Genomic DNA, 11,378 nt, shown 5'->3' on the forward strand with positions numbered 1-11,378 from the left:
GCCGAGCGGCTACGGTGTCCGGCGTGTCTTCAGCCGTGTGGGTCACGCTGTGCGCGCTCTGCGGGGTCTGCGGCGGCGCGCTGGGCCGCGCCCTCGCCTGTCGCGGTCCGGCCCCCGGCGAACTGCCGGGGGACGCGACGTTCCTCGCCCTGCGCGTCGCCGGGCTGGCCGCGGGCTCGCTGCGCGCCGGACTTACCCGCGGATCCGCCCGCCGCGCCGTACGGCACCTGCGGACGTTGCTCGGCACCGCCGGCCTGGTGGTCGCCACGAACGACCGCGTCCTGGCCAGGGACGGCACGGGTGCGCCGGCGGACGAGGCGGTCCTCACCGAGGTGCGCGCGGCCATGGCGGGCGGCAGGACGCGCCTCGCCCCCGCCGCGGGCGGCGACCGGCACGGGGTGGTCGTCCCCCTGACCGTGGAGGGCAGGGCGGTCGGCGCGCTCGCGGCGTACGACACGCAGATCGGCACCGCCATGGTGCGCACGGCGGCCGAAGTCGGGCGCTGGATGTCCGGCCAGCTCGAACTCGCCGAACTCGACGCCTCCCGCAGGCGAAGCCTTGAGGCGGAGGCGCGGGCCCTGCGGGCGCAGATCTCGCCCCATTTCGTGTACAACTCGCTGACCACGATCGCCTCGTTCGTCCGGACCGATCCCGAGCGCGCCCGCGAGTTGCTGCTCGACTTCGCCGACTTCATCAGGTATGCGCTGCGCCGGGCGGCCGACTTCACCTCCCTCGCCGACGAGCTGAGCTGCGTGGACCGCTACCTCCTCCTGGAGCAGGCGAGGTTCGGCGACCGGCTGCGCTTCACCGTCCAGGTCGCCCCCGAGGTGCTGCGGGTGGACGTGCCGTTCCTGTGTCTGCAACCTCTGGTGGAGAACGCGATCAAGCACGGCATGCCGGGGGAGGTCCGGGTCGTGATCAGGGACGCGGGGCCGGAGGCGCACATCTGGGTCGAGGACGACGGCGTCGGCATGGACCCCGAGCACCTGCGGGCCGCGCTCGCCGAGGAGAGCAGCGGGATCGGGCTGAGCAACGTGGATCTGCGCATGCGCCACCTCTACGGCCAGGATTACGGGCTCATGGTCGAGACGGCGCCCGGCAAGGGGACCCGCATCCGGCTGCGCATCCCCAAGACCCGCCCCCGCGCCGTCCCCGCCCGCTCCTGAACCCGCCGGTCGGCGGGTACCGCGCAGGCCGGGGTTCCTGCGCGGTCACGAACGGGCGAGCACGTGCGCGAGCGCCCGGGCCAGATCGGCGGCAGGGTCGCCGGCGGGGCCGGCGGGCAGGGCGGGCGCCCGCCATGCCACGATCTGGTCGGGCCGCACCAGCAGCGCGCCGTCCGCGGCGATACCGGCGAGGCCCGGCCAGCGTCCGTCCCTGTGGAACGCGTCGAAGGCGTCGAACACGTGGGACGCGCCGGGGGCGAACGCGGGGCCGGTCGTGTCCGTCACCGGCGTGCCGCCGGCGATCGGGTCCGCCGTGGACGGCGCGCCGGGGGCGATGCGGCACACCGCGAGCGGCACGCCGAGCCGGTCCGCCGCGTCCCGCGCCGCCCGCGTCCAGCCCGCACCCGCCGCGCCGGTCAGCAGGGTGAACCCGGACACCAGGTCGAGGGTGGACAGCCGCAGGCCGCCCCGCTCGACCCACAGATGAGGCAGGCGCGAGCCCGGGGCTTCTCCCCGTCCACGGTCACCAGCAGGCCGGGCGCCTCGGCGGTGGTGATCGTGCAGGTGGCGAAGAACCGCCCCCGTGTGTACGGCCGCAGGTCGGCGCGGAACAGGATGTTCATCTTCGGGCTGCCGACGACGCCGGGCCGGACGAGCGCTTCGCGTTCGGCCTGGAGTGCGTGCTCGACGGCGTGGAGGCCCAGGTGCGCCGTGCTCCGCGACAACGGCGCCTCGGATAACGGCGCCCCTCGACAACCGTGCCCCGCGATAACGGCGCCCGCCGACAGCCGGCCGGGCGCTCAGCCGGTCAGGAGCGGGAGCCGCAGGACGAACCGGGCGCCGCGCGGGGATTCCTCGACGCACAGGCTGCCCTCGTGCGCGACCGCGATCGCCCGGCACAGGGCCAGGCCGAGGCCGCTGCCGCCGGGATCGAGACGCCGTCCCGCGTCCAGGCGGGTGAAGGGTTCGAAGATGCGCTCCCTGTCCTTCTCGTCGACGCCGTCGCCGTCGTCCAGCACGACCACCAGCGCCTGGTCGCCGGCGCGCTCGGCGCTCACGTCCACCTGGCCGGTGGCGTGGCGTTGCGCGTTCACCAGCAGGTTCGTCACGATGCTGGCCAACTGCACGCGGTTGCCGAGGACGCACACGTCCGGCTCGGTCCTGGCGTGCACCGGCACGCCCGTGGTGCGCGCCGCCGCCTCGGCGCGTACGAGCGCCCCGAGGTCGACCGGCTCGGACGAGCACGGCGTGTTGCGGAGCCGGGCGAAGGCGAGCAGCTCGTCGATGATCTGCTGCATGCGGTCGGCGGCAGGCAGCGACCTGGTGATCGCCTGCCGTGCGTCGATCTCCGGGTAGAGGAGCGCCTCCTCCAGCCCCGTGCGCAGGCCGGTGAGCGGGGACTTGAGCTCGTGGGACACGACGGCGGCGAACTCCCGCTGCCGCGTGACCGCCGACTCCAGCCGGCCGAGCGTCTGGTTGGCGGCGCGGGCCAGCTGTGCGATCTCGTCCCGGCCGGACGGCTGCGGCACCCGCAGGGACAGGTCGTTGGCGGTGATCTCCGACATCCGCTGCCGGATCGCGTTGATGGGGCGCAGGATGCGGCCCGTCGCCCGCCAGGTCGTCCACGTCCACAGGGCCGCCAGCAGCACCCCGCCCGCGCCGACGAGGAACTCCAGCCGCCGTCCGCGCAGGGCGGGCGGCTGGTCCGTGCCGGCGTAGACGAAGTGGGGCTCGCCCTTCCAGAGCTCCCAGGCCTGCAACGACGAGACCCGGCCGGCGGTGAGCATGACGCACGGCTCGCCCGCGGGGCACTCGGTCACGTCCCGGAAACGGTCCTCCGCGGTCGGCCGGACCGTGCTCAGCGGCCGGTCGCCGGCCATGGGCCCGGCTATCGTCACCCGGCCCCGCGAGTCGACGAGCTGGACGAGCGGGACCCGCGCCGTCGGCGCCGGCGGCGGAACCTGCCCGTGTTCCATCAGGCCGATCCACTCGGTGGCGACGCGGCGCGTCTCCCTGAATATCTCGCTCTCGATCCGGTGCCGGATCAGCAGGCACAGGCCGGCCCCGATCACCGCGGCGACGAGCACGGACACCGCCGCCACGGTCAGCGTCACACGCGCCTGGATGGAGTGGGAGAGGAGAAAGAACGCGCCGGGCCTGATGCTCATCGAACTTCCTCGTTGGGCCTGGTCTTCTTGTCAACGGTAGGCAGTCCTGGCGAACAAATAGCCCTTCAGGTGGCAAAAGCCCAATAGCTCTACCTAGTCTTGGCCTGGAGCGTGCCCCGGCGCCCGCCGCGTTGGTGGCGGAGAGTATCGAGAATGTCACCTACCGCTCGGTCACCCCTTGCGCGGAGGGCGGGGCACGCGGCACGGTGGACGCCATGCTGCGTGTCCTCGCGGTGGACGACGAGGTCCCCGCCCTGTCCGAGCTCGCCTTCCTGCTCCGCCAGGACGCCCGGGTGGAGCACGTGAGGACGGCGACCGACGGCGGGGCCGCCCTGCACGACATGGTCCAGATGATCGCCGACGGGGAGCGCCTCGACGGCGTCTTCCTCGACGTGCGCATGCCGGGCCTCGACGGTCTCGACCTGGCCCGGCTCATCGGCGGTTTCCCCACGCCTCCCCGCCTCGTCTTCGTCAGCGCCCACGACTGCGCCGTGCAGGCGTTCGAGCTGGAGGCCGTCGACTACCTGCTCAAGCCCGTACGCCCGGAACGCCTGGCGGAGGCCGTACGCCGGCTCTCGGCCGCCGTCGCGCCTCCCGGCGCCGAGGAGGATCTGGAGACGATCCCGGTCGAGCTCGGGGGCCGCACGAAGTTCGTGGCCCGGCAGGACGTGTGCTACGCCGAGGCCCACGGCGACTACGTCCGCCTGCACACGGCCGACGCCGTCTACCTCGTACGCATGTCGCTCGCGGCGCTGGAACGCCGCTGGGCGGGCGCGGGGTTCGTCCGGGCCCACCGGAGCACCCTGGTCAACGCCCGGCACGTGAGCGAGCTGCGCTTCGACGCCGGGCGGGTGGTCCTGCAGGTAGGCGGCGAGACGCTGCCGGTGAGCAGGCGGCACACCCGGCAGGTGCGCGAGCAGCTCGTCCGCCAGTTCCGTCCCTGAGCCTCCGCGCGATCGCCCCCCGCGCCGTCGTGGCGGGCCGTACGGCGCCTCAGGGGCGGGCCGGGGACACGACCATGCCGCTCTCGAAGGCGCGGGTCACGGCGGCGGCGACGCCGTGCCGGGGGAGCAGTCCCTTCTCGGCCGCCTCCCAGCCGGTGTAGGTGAGGGCCCACAGCACCTGCTGGATCCACTCGGCGCTGACGCCGGGGTCGAACACGCCCTCGGCCTGGCCGCGCTCGATCAGGCCGACGGTGGTCGGCACCGACAGGTCCGGCTCGAAGCAGGCCGTGAACTCCTCGAGCACCCGGGGGTCGCCGAACAGGAACGCCAGGCGGTCACCGGCGTCCACCAGGGCGGCGATCAGCCTGCGCATCGCCTCGAGCGGCGGGCCCTGGTCGATGGCCGCCTCGGCCGTCGATTTCTCCACCACGCGGAAGGAGTCGACGACGGCCGCGTTCACGAGGTCCTGCCGATCCGAGAAGTATCGGTGCAGCGTGCTGCGGCCGATCTCGGCGGCTTCGGCGATGTCCGCGAGCGTCGCGCCGCGATCGCGGGCGAGGACCGAGGCCGCCGCGGCGAGGATGGCACGGCGCGTGCGGCTGCGCGTGCCCGATTCCCTGGTGTCGGTCACGCCCGGAAGGCTAGCAGCGGCCTCCATTGGGAGACAGATGTGGTTGCTAATGAGACATCAAAGTCCCATTATGGACGTATGAACTCTTACTCCATCGTCGCCGAGGGGCTGGGCAAGCGCTACGGCGACACCAGAGCCCTCGACGGGTTCGACCTGAGGGTCGCCCACGGAAGCGTGTGCGCGGTCCTCGGCCCGAACGGCGCGGGCAAGACCACCGCCGTCCGCGTGCTGACCACGCTGGCGCGGCCGGGTTCCGGCCGCGCGCTCGTGGCCGGGTTCGACGTCGCGCGGCAGCCGGCCGAGGTGCGCCGCCGCATCGGCCTGGCCGGGCAGGAGGCGGCCGTGGACGAGATCCTCACCGGGCGGGAGAACCTCGAGATGTGGGGGCGGCTCCACCATCTCGGCGCGGCGGCGGCGCGCCGCCGCGCCGGCGAGCTTCTGGAGCGGTTCGGGCTGTCCGAGGCAGCCGACCGGCGGGTCAGGCACTACTCCGGTGGCATGCGGCGCCGTCTCGACCTGGCCGCCGCGTTCATCCAGGCCCCGCGCGTGCTCTTCCTCGACGAGCCGACCACCGGGCTCGACCCCCGCAGCCGCACGGAGGTCTGGCGCACCGTGCGCGGGCTCGCCGACGCCGGCAGCACCGTGCTCATGACGACGCAGTACCTGTTCGAGGCCGACCAACTCGCCCGGCAGATCGCCGTGATCGACGGAGGCAGGGTGATCGCGGACGACACCCCCGAGCGTCTGAAGTCGCTGATCGGCGGCGACCATCTCGACCTCGTCGTGCGCGATCCCGCCCGCATCGGCGACGCCGCCGCGGTCCTCACGGGCGTCGCGCAGGCCGAGCCCGTGGCCGACGCGGACACGCGCCGCCTGACCGCCCCCGTACGCGATCGCGTCGGCGCGCTCACCACGGTCGTACGCGAGCTGGAGCGGCGCGGCATCGAGGTCGAGGACGTCTCCCTGCGCCGTCCGACGCTGGACGAGGTGTTCCTGAGTCTGACGGCGGAGGCGGCCGCGTGAGCGCCCTCGCCACCCCGGACGCCCCGGTGGACGCCCCGCCCCCCTGGGGCGAGCGGCTGCGCTGGACGCTGTCGGACGCGGCGGTCATCGCCCGCACCAACCTCAAGCACTGGGTCCGCAACCCGGCCGCGGTCCTCAACCTGACGCTGTATCCGATCGTCATGGTCGTGCTGTTCGGCTACGTCCTCGGCAGCGCGATGAACGTCGCGGGCGGCGGCGACTACCGCGAGTTCCTGATGCCGGGCATGTTCTCCCAGACGATGGCGATGGGGGTGATGACCACGATGACGGTGGTCAGCCTGCAGACCGCCCGCGGGGTGACCGACCGTTACCGCTCGATGCCGATCTCGCGGCCCGGCGTGGTGCTCGGCCGCGCCTTCGCCGACATCGTCAACTCGGTGCTCGAACTGCTGATCCTGCTCGCATGCGGCCTGGTCGCCGGATGGGGCTGGCACCGGGGGATCGGCGACGCCCTGGGCGCCGTGGGCCTGCTCCTCCTGCTGCGCTTCGCGCTCATCTGGGTGGGGATCTGGCTCGGGCTGGTGCTCACCCCGGAGGCGGCCAGCGCGGCCTGGCTGCCGCTGCTGCCGCTCACGATGCTGGCCAACACCTTCGTGTCCCCGGCGCTCCTGCCGGGCTGGCTCGGGGCGATCGCGGAGTGGAACCCGCTGTCGGCGACGGTCTCCGCGTGCCGGATGCTGTTCGGCAATCCCGGATGGCAGGGCGAGTCCTGGGCCGCCGAGCACGCCCTCACGCTGGCGATCGGCTGGCCACTGCTGATCACGCTCGTCTTCCTGCCCCTGTCGGCCCGCCGCTACCGCCGCCTCGGCGGCTGAGCTGTGCACACTCGTCGGGGCGGGGGGTGTCTTCGTGCGCCCCGATCTACCGCTCGTCGTCTCCCGGGGCCCGCTCGTCGTGCGGGAGCGGGCCGCATGGCGCTAACTAGAGACCGCTCGTCCGAACGACCATCCCGCCGCCCGATTACACCTCGTAGTCTTTCGCACGTCGCAAGACACGCGGGGTAATCACAAAGTGAGCAGGTTGTCACCGAATGGTTACCAAGCGGGGCCCTGCTCGGGGGGGGAAGGGCCCCGCCAACGCGTATCGGGGGGTGCGCGGCGATCCGGCCATACGGGGGCGCCGGATCGCCGCGAACGCCCCATCCCTGCTTTCCCCCGGGGGGCGGCTGCCCCTGAATGGGGGGTGCGGCTGCCCCTGAATGGGGGGTGCGGCTGCCCCTGAACGCCGGGTGCTGCCGGGAAACCCTGTTGCGGTGCGGTGACCGGCGGCCCCGGGAACGCACCGGTCAGTCGCCGCGCAGCTTCTTGAGCAGTTCGATGTCCTCGCGGTGCTTTTCCACCTTGCCGGGCGTCTCGATGCAGACGGGCACCCCGGCGGCCGTGGGGTGGCGCATCAGCTCGCCGAACGCCTGGGCGCCGATGTGCCCGGCCCCGATGTTCTCGTGCCGGTCCCGTTTGGAGCCGCAGGGGTCCTTCGAGTCGTTGGCGTGGATCAGCTTGAGCCGGCGGGGGGCCACGTCGTTCAGCGCGTCCATCATCTCCTTCACCCCGCCGGGCGCGGCCAGGTCGTGGCCCGCCGCGAAGGCGTGGCAGGTGTCGAGGCAGACGCCGACCTTGGGATGGTGGTCGAGGGCCTCCAGGTAGGGCCCGAGGTCCTGGACGGTCGCGCACAGCATCTGGCCCTGGCCCGCCATCGGTTCGAGCAGCAGGTCGGGGCCGTCGTCGGGCAGCTCGTCCAGCACCGGCAGCAGGCGCTCGTGGATCTGGCGCATGGCGGCCTCGCGCGGCTGGCTCACGGCCGAGCCGGTGTGGACGACCACGCCGAGCGCGCCGGTCTCGACGCCCCTGCGCAGGGTGTGGCGGATCACCGCGATCGAGTTCTCCAGGGTCTCCGGCGTCGGCGATCCGCAGTTCACGAGATAGGCGGCGTGCAGGAAGACCGGCACGCCGGACTCGCGCAGTTTGGCGTCCTCGGCGGGGTTCCCCTCGCTGAGCGCCCAGCCCCGCGGGTTGGTGACGAAGACCTGGATCATCTCGGCGCCGATGTCGGCCGCGTACTTCAGCCCGCCCTTGGCCAGGCCGCCGGCGACGAAGACGTGTCCGCCGATGAGATTGGAAGGAGTCATGATGTCCCCCAGAGTATTGGCACAGGATATCGGCGCAGGCTGGTGCCGCCCCCTTTGTCACAACGTACAAAGCGGCCCCCCGGGCAGGGCGTCCGGTTCGGACTTCGCGCCGCTGGACCCGCCTCGGGCCCGGCGGTTGACTGACGGCATGCGCGAACTCAGCCGGGAGGACCTGCGGTCCTGCTGCGCCTCCGCCAGGTGGGTGGAGGCGGTCGCCGCGCGCGGGCCGTTCCGGGATCTCGACGGGCTCCGCCGCGCGAGCGAGTCGGCTCTCGCGGCGCTGGCGTGGGAGGACGTGCTGGAGGCGCTGGCGGCGCACCCGCGGATCGGTGAGCGGCCGGGTGGCGGGGGACGCGAGGCCGCGTGGTCGCGTTCGGAGCAGTCCGGGACCGCGGAGGCCGGACGCGACGTGCTCGGCGCGCTCCGCGAGGGCAACGCCGCCTACGAGAGCCGGTTCGGCCACGTCTACCTGGTCTGCGCGACGGGCCGGAAGGCCGGCGAACTGCTGACGCTGCTGCGGGACCGGCTCGGCAACGACGAGGAGACCGAGCGCAAGGTCGTCGTGGGCGAACTGTCGAAGATCGTCGCGTTGCGGCTGACCAAGCTCTGGGAGGGCCGGTGAGCCTTTCGACGCACGTGCTCGACACCGCCGCCGGACGGCCGGCCAAGGACCTGTTCGTACGGCTGTCGCGGCGCGCCGCGCACGGATTCGTGCCGGTGGCGGAGGGCCGCACCGACGGCGACGGCCGCATCCGGGAGTGGACGCCCCTGGGCCGGGAGTGGGACCCGGCCGCGGATCCGCGCCCCGGGACCTACCGGCTCGTGTTCGACACCGGCGGCTACCTGGGGGACGAGGCGTTCTTCCCCGAGGTGAGCGTCGTGTTCGCCATCCGGGAGGCCGGCGAGCACTACCACGTGCCGCTGCTGCTCAGCCCGTTCGCCTACTCGACCTACCGGGGGAGCTGACGTGGCCGTTCTGGGGCCCAACAGGTACGGCAAGGCCGAGACGAGGGTCGTGCGGGTGACCCGGCACGGCGACGCCCACAGGATCAAGGACCTCACGGTCAGCACGTCGCTGTCGGGCGACATGACCGAGGTGCACCTGAGCGGGGACAACTCCGCCGTCCTGCCCACCGACACGCAGAAGAACACGGTCTTCGCGTTCGCCAAGAAACGCGGCGTCGGAGCGATCGAGGACTTCGCGCTGCTGCTCGCGCGTCATTTCGCGGACTCCCAGCCCGCGATCCACCACGCGAGGGTCGCCGTCGAGGAGCACGCCTGGGAGCGCAACGGCGCGTTCGGGCACTCGTTCGTCCGCTCGGGCCGGGAGGTCCGCACCTGTGTGGCCCACTACGACGGGACGCGGTCGTGGGTGGTCTCCGGGCTGCGCGACCTCGTCGTGCTCAACACGACGAACTCCGAGTTCTGGGGCTTCGCCAAGGACGAGTACACGACGCTGCCGGAGACCCGCGACCGCGTCCTGGCCACCGCCGTGGACGCGGCGTGGCGGCACGCGGACGCCTCCCAGGACTGGGACAAGGCCTACGAGAACGCGCGGAGCGCCCTGCTCGCGGCCTTCGCCGACACCTACAGCCTGTCCCTGCAGCAGACGCTGTACGCCATGGGCACGCGGGTGCTGGCCGAGTGCCCGGGGGTCTGCGAGGTGCGGCTGTCGCTGCCGAACAAGCACCACTTCCTGGTGGACCTGGCGCCCTTCGGGCTGGACAACGACGGCGAGGTCTTCTTCGCCGCCGACCGGCCGTACGGGCTGATCGAGGGCACGGTGCTGCGCGAGGACGCGCCCGCCGCCGGCCCGGCCTGGGAGTAGCCGATGGACTTCCTGCGACCGCGGACCTGGGCGGAGGCCCTGGCGCTGAAGGCCGGGCGGCCGGAGGCCACGCCGATCCAGGGTGGCACCGACGTCATGGTGGAGATCAACCTCGACAAGGGCCGCCCGGCCGCCCTGCTCGACCTCACACCGATCCCCGAGCTCCGGGAGTGGTCGCGGGAGGACGTCGAGATCCGCGTGGGCGCGGGCGTGACCTACTCCCGGCTGATCGCCGAGCTCGGCACCGATCTGCCCGGCCTGGCCCAGGCGTCCCGTACGGTCGGGTCGCCGCAGATCCGCAACCGGGGCACGGTCGCGGGCAACCTCGGCGCGGCCTCGCCCGCGGGCGACAGCCACCCGCCGCTGCTGGCCTGCGGCGCGGTCGTGGAGGCCGAGTCGCTGCGCGGCACCCGGCTGATCCCGATCGGGGAGTTCTACACCGGCGTGAAGCGCAACGCGCTCGCCCCCGACGAGCTGATCCGCGCCGTGCGCGTCCCGGCCGCCACCGGCCCGCAGTACTTCTCCAAGATCGGCACCAGGAACGCCATGGTGATCGCGGTGTGCTCGTTCGCGGTCGCGCTGCACCCGTCCGGGCGCCGGGTGGGGACCGGCATCGGCTCGGCCGCGCCGACCCCGCGCCACGCCTCACGGGCCGAGGACTTCGCGTCCGGGGAACTGGACTGGGAGGGCCGCGGCCCGCTCGATCCCGGTGTGGCACACCGCTTCGGGGAACTCGTGGCCGCCTCCGCCGCGCCGATCGACGACGTGCGGGGCCGCGCCGCCTACCGCACGCACGCGCTGGCGGTGATGGCGTGCCGCGCGCTCGGCTGGGCATGGGACGACTACAGGGGGAACTCATGAGAGTGAACCTCACGGTGAACGGCCGCCCGATGACGGCCGACGACGTGTGGGAGGGCGAGAGCCTGCTGTACGTCCTGCGCGAGCGGCTCGGCCTGCCCGGCGCCAAGAACGCCTGCGAGCAGGGCGAATGCGGCTCCTGCACCGTCTATCTCGACGGCACCCCGGTCTGCGCGTGCCTCGTCGCCGCCGGGCAGGCGGAGGGGCGCGAGGTCGTGACGGTCGAGGGCCTGGCGACCTCCGGCGGCGGGCCGGACGCCGGGTTGAGCGAGGTGCAGCGGGCGTTCGTGGACGCGGGGGCCGTGCAGTGCGGCTTCTGCACGCCCGGTCTCGTCGTCCAGGCCCACGCGCTGCTCGCGGACGCCGACGGGGTGCCGCCGGACGCCGACATCCGGGAGGCCCTGGCCGGCAACCTGTGCCGCTGCACCGGATACGAGAAGATCCTCGACGCGGTGCGCCTGGCCGCCGCCCGCCGCGCTGGTGCGGACTCCGGCTCCCGCACATGACGGGGCCTCCGCACATGACGGGGCCTCCGCACATGACGGGGCCTCCGCACATGACGGGGCGTCCGCACATGAGGGGGACTCGCACATGACGGGGTCCGCAGATCGTCC

14 protein-coding genes are annotated in these 11,378 nt (G+C 73.3%); 9 read left to right on the forward strand and 5 right to left on the reverse strand.

Annotated features, from left to right (window positions below; all coding sequences use genetic code 11):
- Nucleotides 1–23: 23 nt before the first annotated feature.
- Nucleotides 24–1,166 carry a sensor histidine kinase gene (locus IL992_RS08645; protein WP_319018431.1) on the forward strand — a complete coding sequence of 381 codons (1,143 nt, stop codon included), beginning with the start codon at nt 24–26 and terminating at the stop codon, nt 1,164–1,166.
- A 45-nt stretch (nt 1,167–1,211) separates the two neighbouring features.
- Here the strand turns inward: IL992_RS08645 and IL992_RS08650 are convergent, their stop codons facing one another.
- The 3 genes from IL992_RS08650 to IL992_RS08660 all read right to left on the reverse strand — a co-directional run bounded on the left by IL992_RS08650 (nt 1,212) and on the right by IL992_RS08660 (nt 3,334).
- Nucleotides 1,212–1,658 (reverse strand): aromatic-ring hydroxylase C-terminal domain-containing protein, encoded by a 447-nt coding sequence (locus tag IL992_RS08650; RefSeq protein WP_404804742.1) that lies wholly within the window; start codon nt 1,656–1,658, stop codon nt 1,212–1,214.
- A complete protein-coding gene (locus IL992_RS08655) occupies nt 1,583–1,891 on the reverse strand; it encodes a hypothetical protein (protein WP_193202800.1) in 309 nt (102 codons plus the stop codon). The genes IL992_RS08650 and IL992_RS08655 overlap by 76 nt, the downstream gene beginning before the upstream one ends.
- A gap of 75 nt (nt 1,892–1,966) precedes the next feature.
- On the reverse strand, nt 1,967–3,334 hold the full coding sequence (locus IL992_RS08660) for a sensor histidine kinase (protein ID WP_193202801.1): 1,368 nt from the start codon (nt 3,332–3,334) through the stop codon (nt 1,967–1,969).
- A 215-nt stretch (nt 3,335–3,549) separates the two neighbouring features.
- Here IL992_RS08660 and IL992_RS08665 point away from each other — a divergent pair, with 215 nt between their 5' ends.
- Nucleotides 3,550–4,278, forward strand: a complete 729-nt coding sequence (locus IL992_RS08665) for a LytR/AlgR family response regulator transcription factor (protein WP_193202802.1) — start codon at nt 3,550–3,552, stop codon at nt 4,276–4,278.
- A 49-nt stretch (nt 4,279–4,327) separates the two neighbouring features.
- On the opposite strand, the gene IL992_RS08670 is transcribed toward IL992_RS08665, so the two are convergent.
- Nucleotides 4,328–4,909, reverse strand: coding sequence for a TetR/AcrR family transcriptional regulator (locus IL992_RS08670; RefSeq protein WP_319018432.1), 582 nt, complete (start codon nt 4,907–4,909; stop codon nt 4,328–4,330).
- A gap of 78 nt (nt 4,910–4,987) precedes the next feature.
- Here IL992_RS08670 and IL992_RS08675 point away from each other — a divergent pair, with 78 nt between their 5' ends.
- Together IL992_RS08675 and IL992_RS08680 are read left to right on the forward strand one after the other, a co-directional pair.
- Nucleotides 4,988–5,932, forward strand: a complete 945-nt coding sequence (locus tag IL992_RS08675; protein WP_193202804.1) for an ATP-binding cassette domain-containing protein — start codon at nt 4,988–4,990, stop codon at nt 5,930–5,932.
- Nucleotides 5,929–6,768 carry an ABC transporter permease gene (locus IL992_RS08680; protein WP_319018433.1) on the forward strand — a complete coding sequence of 280 codons (840 nt, stop codon included), beginning with the start codon at nt 5,929–5,931 and terminating at the stop codon, nt 6,766–6,768. Before IL992_RS08675 ends, IL992_RS08680 begins: the two co-directional genes overlap by 4 nt.
- 470 nt (nt 6,769–7,238) lie before the next feature.
- On the opposite strand, the gene IL992_RS08685 is transcribed toward IL992_RS08680, so the two are convergent.
- Entirely contained in the window at nt 7,239–8,078 is an 840-nt protein-coding gene (locus tag IL992_RS08685; protein ID WP_193202805.1) for a deoxyribonuclease IV, read from the reverse strand.
- Between the two features lie 148 nt (nt 8,079–8,226).
- On the opposite strand from IL992_RS08685, the gene uraD reads away from it, so the two are divergent.
- The 5 genes from uraD to IL992_RS08710 are packed head-to-tail and all read left to right on the forward strand — an operon-like array spanning nt 8,227 to nt 11,270.
- Entirely contained in the window at nt 8,227–8,700 is a 474-nt protein-coding gene (gene uraD, locus IL992_RS08690; protein WP_193202806.1) for a 2-oxo-4-hydroxy-4-carboxy-5-ureidoimidazoline decarboxylase, read from the forward strand.
- Nucleotides 8,697–9,044, forward strand: a complete 348-nt coding sequence (uraH, locus tag IL992_RS08695) for a hydroxyisourate hydrolase (protein ID WP_193202807.1) — start codon at nt 8,697–8,699, stop codon at nt 9,042–9,044. The genes uraD and uraH overlap by 4 nt, the downstream gene beginning before the upstream one ends.
- Before the next feature lies 1 nt (nt 9,045).
- Nucleotides 9,046–9,906, forward strand: a complete 861-nt coding sequence (gene pucL, locus IL992_RS08700) for a factor-independent urate hydroxylase (protein WP_193202808.1) — start codon at nt 9,046–9,048, stop codon at nt 9,904–9,906.
- Nucleotides 9,907–9,909: 3 nt separating this feature from the next.
- Nucleotides 9,910–10,767: an FAD binding domain-containing protein gene (locus tag IL992_RS08705; protein ID WP_193202809.1), complete on the forward strand. Its 858-nt coding sequence runs from the start codon at nt 9,910–9,912 to the stop codon at nt 10,765–10,767.
- Complete coding sequence (locus IL992_RS08710) at nt 10,764–11,270, forward strand: (2Fe-2S)-binding protein (protein ID WP_193202810.1); 507 nt, start codon at nt 10,764–10,766, stop codon at nt 11,268–11,270. Before IL992_RS08705 ends, IL992_RS08710 begins: the two co-directional genes overlap by 4 nt.
- Nucleotides 11,271–11,378 lie beyond the last annotated feature (108 nt).

The sequence above is a fragment of the Microbispora sitophila genome (assembly GCF_014892245.1).
Lineage (GTDB): Bacteria > Actinomycetota > Actinomycetes > Streptosporangiales > Streptosporangiaceae > Microbispora > Microbispora siamensis.